We start from the raw sequence: 17,384 nt of genomic DNA on the forward strand, positions 1-17,384 counted from the left end.
GCTCGAAGGGGGATTCGTGGCGCTGACCGACGAAGCCATCGCGAAGCTGCGCGGCATGATCGCGAGCGGCGAGCTGCAGCCTGGCGCCAGGCTGCCCCCGGAGCAACAGCTCGCCGTGCAGATCGGCCTGTCCCGCAGCGGTGTCCGGGAGGCGGTCAAGGTGCTCGAGTCCGCCCGGGTGCTGGACGTCCGCCGGGGAGACGGCACCTACGTCACGAGCCTGGCTCCGGGGCTGTTGCTGGAAGGACTCGGTGTCGCGGTGGAGCTGTTGCGGGACGACACGCTGCTGGAGGTCATGGAGGTCCGCCGGATGCTGGAGCCGGCGGCGACCGGCGTCGCGACGCTGCGCATGACCACGGCCCAACTCGACGAGCTTGGCCGCATCCTCGACGACATGGGCGCGGCGGCCGGCGATGCCGAGAAGCTCATCGAGTACGACACCGCGTTCCACCACGCGATCACCGTCAGCACCGGGAACGAGACGCTGACCTCCCTGCTCGACGGGCTCTCCGGGCGCACCTTGCGCGCCCGCGTCTGGCGCGGGCTGATCGAGGGCAACGCGGCCCACCGCACCGTCGACGAGCACCGGGCGATCTACCTCGCCCTGCGCGCCGGGGACCCGGCTCTGGCGCAGGCCGCCGCACTCGTCCATGTGAACACGTCGGAGTCCTGGCTGCGTACGGTGCTCGGCGCACCCTAGACGAACGCCACCGTCCACTGCAGGTTCGTGCTGCTGCCCGGGGTCCACTGCTTGAGGGTCGCGCCGGCGGCCACGTTTCCGCCGCTGTCGAGAGCCAGGCCGGACGTCCGGTTGACGATCCGGAAGCGGCCGTCGCCGAGGTGGACGAGCTGCCACTGCTGGTTGGTGCCGCCGTTCCAGGCCGCCTGGCGCGCGGGGGAGCCGTTCGCGGTCGATCCCCACCCGTCGACGGCCATGCCGTTGGTGCGGTTGACGATCCGGTAGTAGCCGGTGCCCAGCTCCACGAGCTGCCACTGCAGGTTGGTGCTGCCGTTCCAGCTCCACAGCTTCACGTTCGAACCCGAGGCGACCGAGCCGCCGCTGTCGACGACCAGCCCGTTGGTCACGTTGGTCAGGCGGACGTACCGCGACGGCGCGAAGGTGACCCGCACCGACGCGATCGCGTCGTTGTTGCCGGTGGCGCGCAGGTCGGCGTTGTCCGAGGTGAAGGTCCAGCTCGTGCCGGTGAAGGAGTCGTTGGCGTACCCGACGATCTGATAGCCGGAGGCGACCCGCACCGACGACGCGGACCGCAGGCCGATCCCGGCCGACTGGAGCTGCGTCGCCGTGTAGCTCCCGACCGCCAGCGTGGCGCCGGTGCCACCGTAGTTCGTGTCGGTGTAGAGCGCCGCGGTGCCCACGGACGGGAGCTGTGCCGCGCTCACCCGGTAGGTGCGTCCGGCCAGCACCGGCAGTGCGATGACGTCGCTCTCCGGCCGCGTGACCGTGACCGCGCCGCCCGTGCTGGTGTCGACCACCTGGAAGCTGCCGGTGAAGACCCGGCCGCGGACGTTGACGGTGCCGGCGCGGTCGGCCCGCACGAGGATCTCGCTGGCCTGCCCGGAGCTCCACGTGACGCCGACGGTGTAGCCGCCGCGGCCGCGCAGCCCTTGGACCCGGCCGCTCGGCCAGGCGGACGGGAGCGCCGGCAGCACGTGCAGCTCCCCGGCGTGGCTCTGCAGCAGCATCTCCGCGATGCCCGACGTCGCGCCGAAGTTGCCGTCGATCTGGAAGGGCGGGTGCAGGTCGAACAGGTTGGGCGCGAGCCGCGCCGTCGTGGCCAGCAGCCGGATCAGGTCGTGCGCGCGCGTACCCTCCTCCAGCCGAGCCCAGTAATTGATCTTCCAGGCGAGCGACCAGCCCGTGCCGTCGTCGCCGCGCAGCTCGAGGGTGCGCCGTGCGGCGTTGAAGAGGGTGGCGTTGCCGCGCTTGGTGATCTGGTTGCTGGGGTGGAGCCCGTAGAGATGCGACACGTGTCGGTGGTTGGTCTCGGGCTCCACCCAGTCGTAGAGCCACTCCATGATGTTGCCGCGGGAGCCGACCCGCATCGGGGGGAGCCGGTCGCGGGTGGCCAGCACCCGGGTCCGGAAGTCGGCGTCCACACCCAGCACCTGGCTCGCCTGAGCGCAGGCGTTGAACAGGTCCCGCAGGATCTGGTTGTCCATGGTCGGTCCGGCGCACACGCTGACGCCGGAGTGGTGCCCGAGCTCCGGCGAGTTCGACGGGTTCGTGACCAGGTAGCCGAGGCTGGGATCCGGGACGAGAGTGTCGAGGAAGAACTGGGCGGCGCCCTTGAGCGCGGGGTAGTACTGCCCGAGGAAGTCGAGATCGTTGGTGAACCGGTAGTGGTCCCAGATGAGCGTGGCCAGCCACGCGCCGCCGGTCTGCCACATGCCCCAGAACGCCCCGTCGACGACGGAGCTGCCCCGCCAGGCGTCGGTGTTGTGGTGGGTCACCCAACCGCCGGCTCCGTACTGAGCGGCGGCGGTGCGGCCGCCGGTCACGCGGAGGTCGTTGACCATCCGGAAGACCGGCTCGAAGCACTCGGACAGGTTCGTGGTGTCGGCCGGCCAGTAGTTCATCGGCAGGTTGGCGTTGATCGTGTACTTCGAGTCCCAGGCGGGCGCGAGCGAGTCGTTCCAGATGCCCTGCAGGTTCGCCGGCTGGGTGCCCGGCCGCGACGAGGAGATCAGCAGATAGCGGCCGAACTGGAAGAGCAGCGCCGAGAACTGCGGGTCGTTGACGCTGGCGTGCTGCGAGATCCGGACGTCGGTCGGCTGGTCGGCCGCGGAGGTGCGACCCAGATCGAGGGTCGTGCGGTTGAACAGCGTCTGGTAGTCGGCCACGTGCCGGGCCCGCAACTGGTCCCAGGACCGGGCCAGGGCGGCGTTGAGGTGCCCCCGCGCGATGCCTTGGTAGTCGCCGCCCACGTTGGCGTAGCTGACGTAGCTGGTGCCGATGGAGATCAGCAGGGTCACGCTGGTGGCGTTGACGACCGTGAGCGTCCCGCCGGAGCTGCTGACGCTGCCACCGTCGACGACGGCCCGGGCCAGTGCCAGGAACCGTACGCGCCCGGTGACGCCCTCCATGTCGCCGGACAGGCCGTCGAGGGCGATCGTCGCACTGTCCGGACTGGACAGTGTCGTGCGCTGCGGGCTGTCGAACCGGGCCGAGAAGGAGATGGCGTTGGCGCGGTCGGCGGTCAGGCGGATGGCGATCACCTGGTCGGGCGCGCTGGCGAGGGTCTCGCGTTGGTGCCGGATCCCGTTCTGGAGGTACGACACGGAGGTCGTGGCGGTCGTCAGGTCGAGATGCCGGTAGTAGTCCGAGACCCCGGAGCCGCTCGGAAAGGTGAGCCGGATGTTGCCGACGGTCTGGTACGCGAGCTGGCCGGCCGGTCGGCCGAGCATGGCCTGGTCGACGAGGCTCTGCGCCTGGCTCCACTGGTTGGCGAAGACCAGCCGCCGGATCTCCGACAGCGCACCCGCGCCCTGGCTGTTGCTGGACTCGTACGGCCCGCCGGCCCAGACGGTGTCCTCGTTGAGTTGCAGGCGCTCGACGTCGACGTTGCCGAACACCATCGCGCCCAGCCGGCCGTTGCCGATCGGGAGCGCGCGCAACCAGTCGGTGCCGGCGCTTTCGTCGTACCAGAGCGCCAGGTCGTTGGCAGCCAACACGGCGGCGGGGGCGGCCGAGGCCGGTCGGGGATGGGCGATCCAGGGGAGGATCGCGGCGGTGGCGCCGGCGCCGGCCGCTCCGAGCAGCACTTGCCTGCGGGTCAGGTCAGACATGTCAGATCTCCCAGCGGCGACGCATCGAAGCTGATCTAATCGAATAACCGCCAGGTTACAAACATGTGATGTCTGACGTCAACAGGCGGATGAGTCGATGGTCAAATGCCGGTTTGACGCGGAAACATATGATCTCTTGATGGCCTACAGGCCCGGATCGCCGATCTCGCTGCGATCCGGACCTGGGCCGACAGCTACTTAGGACCGGGACACGAGCCTGAATTGCTGGTTCGTCTGTCCGTGGCAGTCGTAGAGCTGGATCTGTGCTCCGTTGGCGGTGCTCCAGGCGTCGAGGCACCGTCCGGACTGCACGCCGCTGATGGTGCCGTTGGAGTTGACGTTCCATTGCTGGTTGGTTCCGCTGTGGCAGCTGTAGATCTGGACCGCGGCGCCGTTGCCGGAGCCGGCGGCGTCCAGGCACATGCTGCCGTACACCCGTAGCTGCTTGTTCGAGGTGTTGTACGTCCAGGTCTGGTTGGGCTGCCTGTTGCAGTCGTAGAGCTGGACCCGGGTGCCGTTGTTCTGGGAGGCGTTGGGCACGTCGACACACCGACCCGACTGCGAGCCGACGATCTCGGAGCCCGTTCCCGGGTTGGAGGTGGGCGACGAGGTGGGGGTGGCGGTGGGGCTGCTCGTCGGTGAGGGTCCGGCGCTGTTGAGTGCGTCCAGAGTGGATGTGTAGGCGGCCTTCTTGTTGCCGTTGCAGTCGAACAGCAGCGGGGTGCCGCTGGAACGCCACGAGTCGCAGTCGCGCACGCCCCACACCGTGATGCCGTTGCAGCGCGAGACGGCGAGGCAGTCGTTGACCACGTTGCGGTAGGTGTTGGCCTGCGTGCTGCCGGAGCCCTCGATGTCGAGCTCGGTGATCTGCACGTCCACGCCGAGCGCGGCGAAGCTCGACAGCGTCGTGCGGTAGTTGCTGTTGTAGGGAGAGTTCGCGTTGAAGTGCGACTGGAACCCGACGCAGTCGATCGGCACGCCACGGGACTTGAAATCGCGGACCATGTTGTAGACGGCCTGGGTCTTGGCCCAGGTCCAGTTGTCGGTGTTGTAGTCGTTGTAGCACAGCTTGGCGTTCGGGTCGGCGGCGTCCGCGGCACGGAACGCGGCCTCGATCCAGTCGTTGCCGGTGCGCTGCAGGTTGGAGTTGCGGCGCGCGCCGCTGTTGCCGTCGTCGAACGCCTCGTTCACCACGTCCCAGGCGAAGACCTTCCCCCGGTAGTAGGTGGCCACCCGGGTGACGTGGTTGAGCATCGCGGACCGCAGGGAGCTGCCCTCCATGCCCTGCATCCACCCGGGCTGCTGCGAGTGCCAGGCCAGCGTGTGGCCACGCACCTTCCAGCCCCGGTTCAGGGCATGGTTGACGATCCGGTCGGCGTTGCCGAACGTGAAGTTGTTCTGCTGCGGCTCGGTGGCGTCGATCTTCATCTCGTTCTCGGCAGTGACGACGTTGAACTCGCGGTTCAGGATCGTCGTGTACGCGCTGTCACCGAGCTTGCCGCCAGCGACAGCAGCGCCGAAGTAGCGGCCGGACTGCGCCGCCGCCGCACCGAGCGTGGACTCGGCCGCCCGCGCGCCAGTGGGCATCAACGAGACGACCAGGGCCGCAACTATCGCGGCACTTCCGGACAGGGCAAAGGCGCGGAGTCGACGCCGGGCGGGTCTGGGCCGGCTTGGGGAGATCATGCTGATCCTCCAACATGGATATGGGGTCGGGTGGGGGTGTCTCGGGCGGCTGTCATGCGGGTGCGCAGGCAACGGCAACCACCGGGACACACACGACCGCGACCGTGTACGTCCACTCGGGCTACCTGTCGAGCGGGCGTTTCATGTGACCGTTCACATCCATGGACGTCTTTAGATTTCCAGAAAGTTGCAGCCTTTTCAAGCGGCAATTTCGGAACATCTCCGATAGTTTCGGAAGCCCGGACCCGGGCACGAAAAGGGCCGGCCGCGGCATCGCGGTGAGCGATGCCACGGCCGGCCCTGTCGGCGTCAGTCGGTCGCGTTGGCAGCGGCCTCGATCTGATCGGTGACCGCGCCCGGGGCGGTGACCATGGACACGTGGGGAGCGTTGATCTCGACGGTGTGTGCCTTGGCCCGCTCGGACATCGTGAGCTGCTGCGCGGCGGGGATGACGGCGTCCTGCTTGCCCACCACCGACCACGAGGGAATGGTCCGCCAGGCCGGCTCGCCGGACGCCTCGTCCAGCGCACTCGAGGCCAGCGGGGATCCCGACGAAGTCGAAGAGAGTGGTCGGATCGGCCGCGAAGACCGACCCCGGCGTGGCCGAGGTCAGCGACCGCACGGTGTCATCCTTGTCCGGGATGTACGCGTCGACGTACACCAGGGCCTTGACCTGCTTGTTGCCCAGAGCGGCGTTCGTGATGACCATGCCGCCGTACGAGTGTCCGACGAGGACGATCGGTCCGGTGATGGTGGCCAGGTAGGCGCGCTGGCTCTCCGCGTCCTTGGTCACACCCGTCAGCGGATTCGGCGGCACCACGACCCGATAGTTGTCGTGCTGGAGCTTGGCCGTCACCTTGTCCCAGCTGGACCCGTCCGCCCACGCACCGTGCACCAGCACGACGGTGGGTCTGGCAGCCGCGGGGCGCGAATGGTGGGAGTGCGCGACGTGACTCGTCGCGGCCTGCGCGGTGCCGATGCCGGCAACACCAAGGCTCAGGGCTCCGACGGCCGCGCCCGCGTAGACGAGGCGGCGCCGGAAGGACAGTTTCACGGTGTTTCCTTTCACTCCTGAAAGAAGTCGAGCAGGGCGGTGTTGACCTGATCGCTGTGGGTCCAGGCGATGGCGTGCGGTCCGCCCTCGATGACGAGCAGACGCGTGTCGCCGATGAAGGCGGACAGCCGCTGGCCGGTCACGCCGATGGGCAGGACCCGGTCCTGGTCGCCCTGGATCACGAGCACCGGCACGTCGACCTTCGACAGGTCTTCGCGGAAGTCGGTGAGCCAGGTCGGGACGCAGGCCACCGCGGCGACGGGAGATCCGGCCACGGCCACGTTCCAACTGGCCCGGAACGCCTCGTCGCTGACCAGCGAGCCGCCGTAGACATCGGTCCAGTTTCGTCAGCAGCGCGTGCACATCGGCGGCGAACGTGTCGATGTGGCTCTCGCACATGGCCTGCGGCGTGACGCGGCCGCTCTGGTCTTGGCCGCGTCGGCACCGGGCAGCAGTTCCATACCCGCGGGCCGGACGCGGACGGTGCTCGCGATCCTGGACATGGTCGGCGTGCTCGACGAGCCGCTGATGGAGGCCGAGCTTCTGCGCACCGTCGGGGAGGCCTTCGCCCCGCTGCCCCGGGCAGACGAGTATCTGCGTCGAGCCTTGTCCATCTTCGAAAGCGCCGGAGAGCTCGCCGGACAGGTCGACGTCCTGCGGAACCTCGCCGTGCTCTCGTTGGCGCGTGGCGACCGCGACGCCGCGAACGCGCACGGGGAGCGCGCGGTCAGTCTTGCCCGGCAGACAGGGCGTCCGGAACCGCTCGCCGTCTCGCTGCTGACCCTGACGAGCGCGCGTGGGGTCCGATCGTCTCGAGGCCGGCATTCAGGCCGGCGACGAAGGGCTGGCCATCGTGGTGGCCCAGCACCTCGACCGCCTGAAGATCTCCTACGCCCAGCTCGTCGCGGAGTCCTGCTGGAAGCTCGGCCGGCTCGACCGAGCGGTGACGGTGGCGGAGTGGGGACTGGCGGAAGGCGTCTCCGAGTCGAACGCTCCGCGGTGTGCCGTCGCCGCGGTCCTCGCGCGGGCCGCGTTCGACCTCGGCGACCGGACGCGCGCGGAACGGGGCTGCCGACAGTTCGAGAGCCTGATCGCCGACAACGGCTTTCGGGAGCTCATCGAGGTCTCCGGCATCGAGAAGGCGGAGGGATACCGCGACATGGTCGCGTACGTCCGGGCCAGGTTGAGCCTGATGAACGGGTAGGGCGAGCACTCAGTCCGCACTCGTCGTGCGCTGCGGTGCGATCGGATGGTCGTCTAGACCCCGAACCCTCGCCCGAGGAGCACGAGGCACTGCGTTGTACCGGAGCCGGCCCGCGTCTTTCCCCGGGCGGTCCTGACCCCGCGACAGAAGCAGATCGCCCTGCTGGTCGCGGCCGGCTCCACCAACGTCGAGGTCGCGAAGCACCTGGTCATCAGCACCCATACCGTTAACACCACCTGCGCGGAGTGTTCCACCGGCTGGGAGTCGCCTCCCGGCGCGAGCTGCGCGCCAGGCTGGCCTGCCACGACACGACCAGCCATCTCGCACAGAGCTGCTGCCTGACCGGCCAGGAGCGCGACATCGCGCGCCGGGTCTCGAACGGCGCGTCGAACCGTGAGGTGGCGGCACAGCTGTTCATCAGCCCGAGCACGGTGGACTACCACCTGCGCAAGATCTTCCGGAAGCTCGACATCACCTCACGTCGAGAGCTGGCGAGGCGTGACGCGCGTGCCGTCGGCCGCCTCCTTCTGGCGGGTCACCAGGTAGCCGAAGGCCGCGGCGGTGAAGAACATGACGATGCCGTACACGGCGGCCGGGACGGCGATCCGGGTGTTGTCGAGCAGCGCCGGGCTGACCGCGATGGCGATGGCCAGCGTGCTGTTGTGGATGCCGATCTCCATGCCCGCGGCGATGGACTCGGGCTTGCCCATTCCGGCCAACCGCGGTGCGCCGTACCCGATGGCCAGGCTGATGAGGTTGAAGACCAGCACGACGGCGCCGACGGCGATGAAGTAGTCCGCGAGATTGGCGCGCTCCTTGAGGATGGCACCGGTGATGACCGCGACGAGCACGACCGCCGAGAGGATCTTGACCGGCGTCCCGAGGCGGTCGGCGAAGCCGGGGAAGCGTGACCGGATCGCCATGCCGAGCGCGACCGGGACGAGAACGATGGCGAAGACCTGGAGCACCTTGTCGACCTGGAGCCCGACGGCCTGGCTGTCAGGTTGGAAATAGTCGGTCGACAGGTTGACGACCACCGGCAGGGTCACGACCGCCAGAACCGAGTTGACGGCGGTCAGCGTGACGTTCACGGCGACGTGGCCGCCGAAGAGGTGGCTGTAGAGGTTGGCGGTCGTGCCGCCGGGTGACGCGGCGAGCAGCATCATGCCGACGGCGAGCTCCGGGGCCAGGTCGAAGGCGAGGACGAGCCCGAAGCAGATCGCGGGCAGGAGGATGACCTGGCAGGCGAGGGCGATGAGCATGAGCAGGGGGTACGTGGCGATGCGCCGGAAGTCGGCGATCGACAGCCCGAGGCCGAGGCCGAGCATGACGATCGCCAGCGCGATCGGAAGTCCCACGGTGGTCAGCCAGGAATCCATGCACGGATTCTGATCGGCCTGTGACCCAGGCAACATCCACTGGATCGACGATCTTCCGCTCGCGTCTCGAGTGTCGAGCCCGGCCCGACGAAGCGTCGAGCCGGGCTCGTCGAGTGCGCTATGCCACGAAACGGGCGCGGCGCCGGCGTCCGATCACGTAACCCGCGACGCCGAGAACCAGAAGCGCACCGCCGACGCCGGCGGCGATCGCGGTGTCGGCCCCGGTGACAGGCAGCCCACCGCCTTCGCCGCCCGGGGCGGCCGGGCTGCCGGAGGCACCAGGGGACGGTGCGCCGGTCGGCGTTCCGCTGGGCGCGGCGGTCGGTGTCGGGCTGGGCTGGGACGCGCAGTCGAGCTCACGCGCCTCCCACAGACCGTCGTTCAGATAGGCCAGGAAGGTGTCGATGGAGCCGTCGGCGAGCACCTTCTGCGCCGCCGCCTCCACGTTGGTGCCAGCGCCCGTCAACGTCCGGACCACCGACAGCCGCAGATCCACGTACCAGGCATTCTCCATGCCCGACTTGAGGAATGCGCGCAACTCCTCGGGGGTGCCTTTCAACTTCTCCTGAATCGCGTCCGGCAGAACCGCCAAGGAGTCGGCATTCGCCGCGGCCAGGATCTGGGCGGTCAGTACGCGGATCTCCAGATCGGTGGCGGTGTCCAGGTCGATGGTGACCAGCTCGCGGATGTCCTTGTACACCTTGCGCTCGACCGTTTCGCAGGCCGCGTTGAGCCCGGGCTGGTCGGTCCGAGCCATCGCCGGTGCCGCCGGGATCAAGAAGGCCAGCGCCCCCAGGACGCCGGCCAGCATCTTCCATCGCATATTGGTGTTCCTCCCCGTTGCAAGCCAAAAAACACGGTGATCTTACCGTCGGCGTACGAAGAAGCAAGAAGGAACTCGATGTCCACTCTGGCCAGTGCCCAGTCCGTCACCCTGCCGGCGGTGACATGCGAATCAGGTCGAGGCGCGCGTCGTGGTTCAATTGCCGCCATGATTCTGCGGCGTGCCCTTGCCGTCTTCCTGCTGCTGTTCGCTCTCGCGGCGCTCGCCTTCTCGCGCGCCTTCCCCCTTCTGGACGATCTCTCCGATTCGGCGAAGTCGGCCATCACCGTTGGGGCGGCGGTGTGCGTCCTGGCTGCGGTGCGGGTCTGGGTCGGCAAGGCGCCGGAACAGTGAGCGAGGCGAAGCCCTGATTTGGCTGCCGCGCCGTCGACCTTCCACGCTCTAGGCGAAGAGGGCTCCCGGGACGTCGGCGTAGAAGGTGGCGGGGTCGCCGGCCAGGGCCGCTTTGACGTTGGCGGTGACCGGGTCGCCGATGACTTCGAGTTTGCCGGCTTCCAGGCCGTCGAGGGCCAAGGCGACCACGTCGGCCGGCGGAAGCTTCGGGATGTCGTACGCGGCCATCATGTCGGTGTCCGCGATCGCGAGGGCCAGCGCGGTCACCTGGGTCTTCTGGTCGGCGAGCTCGATCCGTACGCCATTGGTCAGCGACCACTCCGCCGCCTTGGCCGCCGCGTAGCCGTTGCTCTCGGGGCCGTAGACGTACCAGGAGAGCGCGGAGATGACGTTGAGGATGGCGCCGCCGGCGAGGCGGGGAGCGAACGCCCGGGTGACGTTGAGCGTGCCCCAGAAGTGCGTGTCGAACTCGCGGCGGACGTTGTCGAGGCTCTCACCGAGCAGGGGAGCGGGAGTCGAGATGCCGGCGTTGTTGATGAGGATGTCCAGCTCGCCGACCTGGGCCGCGGCCGCCTCGATGGAGGCCGCGTCGGTGATGTCCAGGTGCAGCGGGATGACGCCGGGGGTGGCGACGAGCTCGGGGCGGCGGGCGGTGGCGTAGACCGTGGTGGCGCCGCGTGCGACGAGGGCCTCGACGAACGCCTTGCCGAGGCCGCGGTTGGCGCCGGTGACGAGAGCGGTTGCTCCGGTGATCTGCATGTGGCTACGCTAAAACCTGACACTGACGTCAGAGGCAAGGTGCGAGACGGGGGTCACACATGCGGATCGGAGACGTGGCGACGCGGGCGGCGGTGAGCGTCCGAGCCCTGCGGTACTACGAGGAGCAGGGTCTGCTGGCCTCGACCCGCAGCGGGAGCGGGCAACGGCACTACACCGAGGCCGCGGTGGAGCGGGTCAAGCTGATCCAGTCGCTCTACGGCGCGGGGCTGTCCAGCAGGACGATCGCCGACCTGCTGCCCTGCGTCGACGCCCAGGTCAGCACGCCGGAGTCACGTGCCCTGCTGGCGGCCGAGCGCGACCGCATCTCCCGGCAGATCGCGGAGCTGACGCTCACCCGGGACAAGCTCGACGCCATCATCGAGCAGACGTCCCGTCCGCACCCGCAGTGCGACTACGTCACAGAGCCGGCGGACGTTTAGGACGTCCCCCTGGTTGCCGCCGGTCCACCGCGAACAGGTCGTGCAGGAGCTGGATGGCCACCGAGCCCTCCCCGACCGCTGACGCGACCCGCTTGACCGAGCCGTGCCGGATGTCGCCGGCGGCGAACACGGCCGGCATGCTCGTCTCGAGGAACATCCGGTCGCGGGCCAGCGGCCACGGATTTGCCTCGCTGACGTTCTGCCCGGTGCGGACGAACCCTCGGTCGTCGCGCTCGATCTCGGGCGGCAGCCAGTCGGTCGACGGGTGCGCGCCGATCATCAGGAACAGGCCGCCGGCCTCGACCGTCTCGCGCGTACCCCCGGCCTTGTCCTGAAGAACGAGGTGGTCCAGCGCTCCGTCGCCACCGCCACCGACGATCTCGGTCCGCAGGCGTACGTACACGTTCGGGGTCAGCTCGATCTCGCGGGCGAGATAGTGCGACATGGCTCCGGTCAACGAGTCGGCACGAACGACGAGAGTGACCGTCTTGGCGTAGCGGGCGAGGTAGATGGCGGCCTGACCGGCCGAGTTGGCGCCGCCGAGCACGAAGACGTCGCGGCCGGCCATGGCCGGTGCCTCGGAGGTCGGACCGCCGTAGAACACGCCGGCGCCGTTGAGCGCCTCGAGCTCCGGGACCCCGACCCTGCGGTAGGTGGCCCCCATCGTCAGCAGAACCGCCCGGGCACGCACCTCGCCGCTGTCGGACAGGGTCACGGCCAGCCCGTCGCCGTCGCGGCGAAGGCCCGTCGCCACCTGCATGAACGCGAAGTTGGCTCCGAAGATCCAGGCCTGGTCGTACGCCCGTTGCGCCAACCGCCGGCCGCTCACCCCACGGGGAAACCCGAGGTAGTTGCGGATCATCGAGCTCGACGTCGCCTGCCCGCCGACTCCGCCCTGGTCGACGACCAACGTGCTGAAGCCCTCCGAGGCGCCGTAGACGGCCGCCGACAGGCCCGCGGGGCCGGCGCCGACGATGAGGAGGTCGTAGTCGATCCGCGCGGGGTTCACCGCGGAGCCGGCGGCGAGCGCGATGTCGGCGTTGCTGGGATTCGTCAGCGTCCTGCCGTTGGGAAAGATGACGACGGGAAGCTGGCTGTCGCCGGTCGTCTCGAGCAGGGCACGACCCTGGTCGGAGTCGGCCAGACAGAAGGAATGGGGGAGAGCACAGCTGACCAGAGCCTTGCGCAGCTCGTACGCGCGGCCGGACCACGACTCACCGACGATGTGCACCATGTACGGCAGGGTCCGCCGCGCCTCGGCCCAGCCGAGCAGCAGAGTCGAGACCTCCTGGTGGAACGCCTCGTCCGGCGGCGACGACGGCCTGAGCATGTAGTGGTCGATGAGACCACGGGCCATCGACTCGAAGATCGCCTCACCGACCGCCGGCTTGCCCCAGTCTCCCCACGCGATCACCAGGCCGCGCTTGGCGTGCGGGTGCAGGCGGCGCGCCGCCTCCAGCACCGGAATCCCGGTCGCGCTGGAGGGCCGCTGACCGGAGAGAACCAGCGCGATCTCCTCGCCGGAGACGGCGAGCTCCTCGAAGCGGGCGTACGCCACGTCGGTCGACGGCAGAGCCACCACGCGGTAATGCCGCTCGTAGCGATCACGCAACTCCCGCTCGAGATCGCGCAGAGCGACCGCGTCGTCGTCCACCGCGACAATCACCGGCAAGCCCACAAGACCCACGATATTGCCCCGAGGACCTGATCGTGGCCGGATCGGCATCGAACCGGGACCACGATCGTCAATGTCCTGCGATTGAGAGGCGACTCAGTCGCCCGGGACGGTCGCGCGGTAGATGGCGTAGCCGCCGGTGCCTCGGTGTTTCGCGTCGTACATGGCCAGGTCGGCGCGGGCGACGAGCTCCGCGGGGTCGCGTCCGTCGGTGCTGCTGAGCGCCACGCCGACGCTGACGCCCACGCGCAGCCACTGGTCGGCCACCAGCATCGGCTCGGCCAGCGTGGTGACGATGCGCCGGGCCACGGCGGCGGCGTCGTGCGGCCCGTCGACCCGGGCCAGCATCACCGCGAACTCGTCGCCGCCGAAGCGGGACGCCGTGTCGCCTCCGCGCAGCTGTGCGGTGATCCGGCTCGCGGTCAGCGTGAGCAGCTCGTCGCCGGCGGCGTGGCCGAGTGAGTCGTTGATGTCCTTGAACCGGTCGAGGTCCAGGAACAGCACGGCCACCGTGTGGCCGTCCGCCTCCGCCGTGGCCAGCTGCTTCGACAGCTGCTCGGTGAACAGCCCGCGGCTGGCCAGGCCGGTCAGCGGGTCGTGGTGCGCCTGGCGCATGCGCACCAGCGTGTTGGCGTCGGTGAGGGCCAGGCTGACGTTCTCCGCGAAGGCGCTCAGGGTCTGCTCGTCGCCGGAGGTGTAGCTGCGGTTCGCGTCGCAGGACGCCACGACCAAGGCGCCGGTCAGCACGCCGCTGTCGTGCACGGGCGCGGCCATCGACGCGTGGACGGCGCTGGGGCCGAGCAGTCTGAGCATCCGCGACTGGAGCTCCTGGCCGTGCCGCACCGCCACCCGGTCGGTGACCATCGTCTCGCCCTCCGACGACTCGGCGGTCAGGTCGACCACGGGCCGGTCGGCGGGGTCGACGTGCCGGGTGCCGGCCGCGGCCGCCAGCCGGGCCTGGCCCGAGTCGGGCTCTTCGCGTACCCAGAGCAGGCCGATCTCGTCGCCGAGCAGATCTCGGGCGGCGTCGGTGATGGTGTCCAGGATCTGCTGCAGGTCCTCGCGGTGCGAGATCGCGCGCTGGATCGCCGACAGGTGCTCCAGCAGCCGCTGCCGTTCCTGCAGCGACTCGCGGATGGCGTGCTCGGCGACCAGCGTCCGCAGCATCGTCAGGGTCAGCTCCAGGACGCGGGCCATTCCGCGTACGAGGTTCTGCTCCTCGACCTGAAACGGGGCGCCCCAGCGGACCAGCACCAGATGTCCGGGGTGGCTGCCGGCCCACGCGGCGGTCACCGTGGGACAGTCGCCCAGCCCAGGAACGTACAATGTGGACTGCTGTCCTCGGGTCATCGCGACGATCTCGTCGTGCGGGACGCCGCCGGGCGGGAAGCCGATCGACGCCACCACGTTCCCGTCGATGACCGCGGCTGCGACCTCCGCCTCCAGTGCCTGCGCCGAGCGCTCGACCGCGTTCTGGACGGCGGTCGCCTCGTCCTTGGAGGACGACACCACTGCCAGCAGCTCGACCAGCTGCTGGATGTACAGCGACTCCGCGGATCCGGCCATGTCAGCTCAATGCCAGCACCGCGAGCGTCTGGTTGTGGAACCCGTCGATGCCGTGGTTGCGGGCGATCTCGCCGTACGTGTAGAAGCCGGCGAACGGCATCGTGCCCGCCCACCGTTGCAGGCGCTCGCACTCGCGCTGGATGCCGTCGTCGCCGAGCACCGCGCGGGATGCGGCACAGCTGAACGTGAGCATGCCGATCGGCTCGTTCCCGTCGAGGCGATCCAACGTGTCCCGGCAGACCGTGTCCACCGAGTCCAGAATGGACTCCTCGTCGCCGGTCATCACCCACGTCAGGCCGCCGGGGTCGATCGCGCCGCCGCCGCCGATGGACCGGCCCTCGAGGTCGACCTCGGTGGAGAGGTTGCGGGCCTCGACGCCGCTGCGCCGTTGCACTCCGAGGGGGCGCGGCAGCACGTAAGCGGTGAACGCCGACGGGTCCGTGTAGGCCTCGGGTGGCGCGTTCACCCGTTCCAGGTAGACGTCGAGCGCCGGCCGGTCGTCGAGGGTCAGCACGCGTCCGTCGCCGGTGCGGGTCACGATCATGGGCTGGCCGACCGTGCGGTACCCGTGGCCGACGCCCACCGCGATCGGCGCCTCGGACGCGATGGCGACACCGATCACCGCGTCGGTGAGCACGCGCCCGTCCTTGAAGAGGTACGCCCGGTTCATCCGCCACCCGTCGGCTGCGGCCCCGCCGAACAACGGAGTTCCCGCACCCAGCGCGCGATAGCAGCCGCGCACGATGCTCTCCTGGTCGCGCACGAGGCCGTCGGTGAGCAGCATCAGGACCCGGTGCGGCTGGCTGACCTCGCGCATGCAGGTCGCGACCTCGTAGCCCGCGTCGGCCTGGTGACCCGAGACGTGCTCGGCGGCGCAGGTGGCGATCTCCAGCCCGTCGCCGCCGAGCGCGGCCACGGTGACCGTGCCGTCGGCGGGTCCGCCGGCCGCGATCTCGCCGTGCGTGGTGCACCCGATGACGGGCACCCCGGGCGCGGCCTTCTCGACGCCGGCCAGCACCGCCTCGGTGTCATGGGTGATGGCCGCGAAGACGATCAACAGCTTCGGCTCGGGTCCGGTCCGCGCCTGGATCACGGCCTCGGCCGCCGCCGCGCCCGAATCGGTCAGGGTGCTCCGGCCGACACCGAGCCAGCGCCGGCTATGAACCTGTTCGCCCAAGACTCGCACCTCACCGCCCGTTTGAAGGCTTTCGTAGGCATCGGTTCCCGGTTAACACCGTACTACCAGGCATTTCGCCCGCAGTCAGGCTGCGGCTGAGCCGTGCGATCGGCCTCGTGGCGTCCGTGCGGCCGGGCCATGGCGCTGTCGAGCCCGGACGCGACGCGTCCGGGCTCGATGCTCGCGTCAGCGCTTCGTCATCCGCTGCTCGGGATCCGCTCGAACCGCACCCGGTTCAGCCATCCCGGCAGGTCGCTGAGCACGTACAGCTCGCCGTGGACGTCGGTGCCGATCGCGGTCGGTTGGGTGGGGAAGTTGCCGATCACGGCGGACTCGTAGCCGCCCAGGGGCTTCGGGCGCACGGCGAACACCCGGGTCGAGCAGTAGTCGGCCGCGACGTACGTGCCCCACGCCTCCGGGGTCCGGAACCCGCGGTACACCACGCCGCCGGTCACCGCGCAGTTGTCGTTGTAGTGGTCGTACTCGAAGACGGGGTCGGTGTAGCGCCCGCCCGGCCGGCACTGCGTCTGGTCGAAGACCGGGGTGCCCTCGCGGCAGGACCAGCCGAGGTTCGCTCCACGCTGCGACGGGCGGATGTGGTTGATCTCCTCGATCAGGCCCTGGCCGACGTCACCGATCCACAGCGAGCCGTCGACCGGGTCGACGGAGAACCGCCACGGGTTGCGCAGCCCGTAGAGCCAGATCTCCGGCCGTGCGCCGCGCGTACGGACGAACGGGTTGTCGGAGGGTACACAGTAGGGCTTGGCGCCGCAGGCGCGGTTGACGTCGATCCGCACGATCTTGCCGAGCAGCGTGCCGAGGTTCTGACCGGACTTGAACGGGTCGTTGGCGTGGCCGCCGTCGCCGGTGGACCAGTAGAGGTAGCCGTCGCGGCCGAACGCCACCTGTCCGCCGTTGTGGTTGCCGTACTCGGCGTGCTCCTGGGTCATGAGCACCTGCAGCCGCTCCGGGGCGCTGATCGGCAGTCGCGCCAGGGTCAGCGTGCCGGATGGCAGGCTCGTGTAGGCCACATACAGCATCCCGGTCCGCGCGAAGTTCGGTGCGGGCGTGATGCCGAGCAGGCCGCGCTCGTTGTCCGACGTGTCGATCAGGGCGGTGAGGTCGAGCACCGGCTCGGCCGCCAGGCCGGTGTCGGGGTGGTAGGAGCGGACCCGGCCGTCCTTCTCCGCGATCAGCATCCGGCCGTCGGGCAGCCCGGTGATCGCGATCGGACGTTGCAGGCCGTACGCCACCTGTTCGGAGACCACGGTCAGCTCGGTCAGTGGGACGGCGCGGCTGGGGGCGGCGCCGGCCGCCGCGGGCGCCAGGGACGCGGACAGGGCCAGAACGAGCAGGCCGGCCACCTTGGCGGCCAGGCGACTATGCCTTCGCGACATGGTTGAGCTCCTCGAGCATAGGGGGTGTGGGAGCGTTCCCACCATACATCGATCTACGAC

16 protein-coding genes are annotated in these 17,384 nt (G+C 69.6%); 5 read left to right on the top strand and 11 right to left on the bottom strand.

The window, feature by feature from the left end:
* Positions 1-16: 16 nt before the first annotated feature.
* Positions 17-700, top strand: coding sequence for a FadR/GntR family transcriptional regulator (locus AB0J88_RS21730; protein WP_364361561.1), 684 nt, complete (start codon positions 17-19; stop codon positions 698-700).
* Here the strand turns inward: AB0J88_RS21730 and AB0J88_RS21735 are convergent.
* The 4 genes from AB0J88_RS21735 to AB0J88_RS21750 all read right to left on the bottom strand — a co-directional run bounded on the left by AB0J88_RS21735 (position 697) and on the right by AB0J88_RS21750 (position 6,867).
* The gene (locus tag AB0J88_RS21735; protein ID WP_364361559.1) at positions 697-3,810 is read right to left on the bottom strand and encodes a glycoside hydrolase N-terminal domain-containing protein; all 3,114 of its coding nucleotides are present in this window, start codon (positions 3,808-3,810) and stop codon (positions 697-699) included. The two genes, AB0J88_RS21730 and AB0J88_RS21735, sit on opposite strands and share 4 nt — an antisense overlap.
* A gap of 198 nt (positions 3,811-4,008) precedes the next feature.
* Complete coding sequence (locus AB0J88_RS21740) at positions 4,009-5,397, bottom strand: endo-1,4-beta-xylanase (protein ID WP_364361557.1); 1,389 nt, start codon at positions 5,395-5,397, stop codon at positions 4,009-4,011.
* Between the two features lie 220 nt (positions 5,398-5,617).
* Positions 5,618-6,550 carry an alpha/beta hydrolase gene (locus AB0J88_RS21745; protein ID WP_364361555.1) on the bottom strand — a complete coding sequence of 311 codons (933 nt, stop codon included), beginning with the start codon at positions 6,548-6,550 and terminating at the stop codon, positions 5,618-5,620.
* An 11-nt stretch (positions 6,551-6,561) separates the two neighbouring features.
* Complete coding sequence (locus AB0J88_RS21750) at positions 6,562-6,867, bottom strand: alpha/beta hydrolase (protein ID WP_364361619.1); 306 nt, start codon at positions 6,865-6,867, stop codon at positions 6,562-6,564.
* Positions 6,868-7,346: 479 nt separating this feature from the next.
* Between AB0J88_RS21750 and AB0J88_RS21755 the strand changes: the two genes are divergently transcribed.
* Entirely contained in the window at positions 7,347-7,754 is a 408-nt protein-coding gene (locus tag AB0J88_RS21755; RefSeq protein ID WP_364361553.1) for a hypothetical protein, read from the top strand.
* A gap of 132 nt (positions 7,755-7,886) precedes the next feature.
* The gene (locus AB0J88_RS21760) at positions 7,887-8,096 is read left to right on the top strand and encodes a LuxR C-terminal-related transcriptional regulator (RefSeq protein ID WP_364361617.1); all 210 of its coding nucleotides are present in this window, start codon (positions 7,887-7,889) and stop codon (positions 8,094-8,096) included.
* A 134-nt stretch (positions 8,097-8,230) separates the two neighbouring features.
* On the opposite strand, the gene AB0J88_RS21765 is transcribed toward AB0J88_RS21760, so the two are convergent.
* Both AB0J88_RS21765 and AB0J88_RS21770 read right to left on the bottom strand, forming a co-directional pair.
* Positions 8,231-9,133: a bile acid:sodium symporter family protein gene (locus AB0J88_RS21765; RefSeq protein ID WP_364361551.1), complete on the bottom strand. Its 903-nt coding sequence runs from the start codon at positions 9,131-9,133 to the stop codon at positions 8,231-8,233.
* A 118-nt stretch (positions 9,134-9,251) separates the two neighbouring features.
* The gene (locus tag AB0J88_RS21770; protein ID WP_364361549.1) at positions 9,252-9,956 is read right to left on the bottom strand and encodes an LPXTG cell wall anchor domain-containing protein; all 705 of its coding nucleotides are present in this window, start codon (positions 9,954-9,956) and stop codon (positions 9,252-9,254) included.
* 168 nt (positions 9,957-10,124) lie between these two features.
* On the opposite strand from AB0J88_RS21770, the gene AB0J88_RS21775 reads away from it, so the two are divergent.
* Complete coding sequence (locus AB0J88_RS21775) at positions 10,125-10,310, top strand: hypothetical protein (protein WP_364361547.1); 186 nt, start codon at positions 10,125-10,127, stop codon at positions 10,308-10,310.
* Between the two features lie 48 nt (positions 10,311-10,358).
* On the opposite strand, the gene AB0J88_RS21780 is transcribed toward AB0J88_RS21775, so the two are convergent.
* A complete protein-coding gene (locus AB0J88_RS21780) occupies positions 10,359-11,069 on the bottom strand; it encodes an SDR family oxidoreductase (RefSeq protein WP_364361545.1) in 711 nt (236 codons plus the stop codon).
* A gap of 59 nt (positions 11,070-11,128) precedes the next feature.
* On the opposite strand from AB0J88_RS21780, the gene AB0J88_RS21785 reads away from it, so the two are divergent.
* The gene (locus AB0J88_RS21785; RefSeq protein ID WP_364361543.1) at positions 11,129-11,509 is read left to right on the top strand and encodes a MerR family transcriptional regulator; all 381 of its coding nucleotides are present in this window, start codon (positions 11,129-11,131) and stop codon (positions 11,507-11,509) included.
* Here AB0J88_RS21785 and AB0J88_RS21790 read toward each other — a convergent pair.
* The 4 genes from AB0J88_RS21790 to AB0J88_RS21805 form a co-directional block, all read right to left on the bottom strand.
* A complete protein-coding gene (locus AB0J88_RS21790) occupies positions 11,487-13,187 on the bottom strand; it encodes an FAD-dependent oxidoreductase (RefSeq protein WP_364361541.1) in 1,701 nt (566 codons plus the stop codon). The genes AB0J88_RS21785 and AB0J88_RS21790 overlap by 23 nt on opposite strands.
* 93 nt (positions 13,188-13,280) lie before the next feature.
* On the bottom strand, positions 13,281-14,750 hold the full coding sequence (locus tag AB0J88_RS21795; RefSeq protein WP_364361539.1) for a sensor domain-containing diguanylate cyclase: 1,470 nt from the start codon (positions 14,748-14,750) through the stop codon (positions 13,281-13,283).
* Between the two features lies 1 nt (position 14,751).
* Positions 14,752-15,927: an FIST N-terminal domain-containing protein gene (locus tag AB0J88_RS21800; protein WP_364361537.1), complete on the bottom strand. Its 1,176-nt coding sequence runs from the start codon at positions 15,925-15,927 to the stop codon at positions 14,752-14,754.
* Between the two features lie 197 nt (positions 15,928-16,124).
* Entirely contained in the window at positions 16,125-17,324 is a 1,200-nt protein-coding gene (locus tag AB0J88_RS21805) for a PQQ-dependent sugar dehydrogenase (protein WP_364361535.1), read from the bottom strand.
* Between the last annotated feature and the right edge of the window lie 60 nt (positions 17,325-17,384).

This window comes from Asanoa sp. NPDC049475 (assembly GCF_040676915.1).
Lineage (GTDB): Bacteria > Actinomycetota > Actinomycetes > Mycobacteriales > Micromonosporaceae > Asanoa.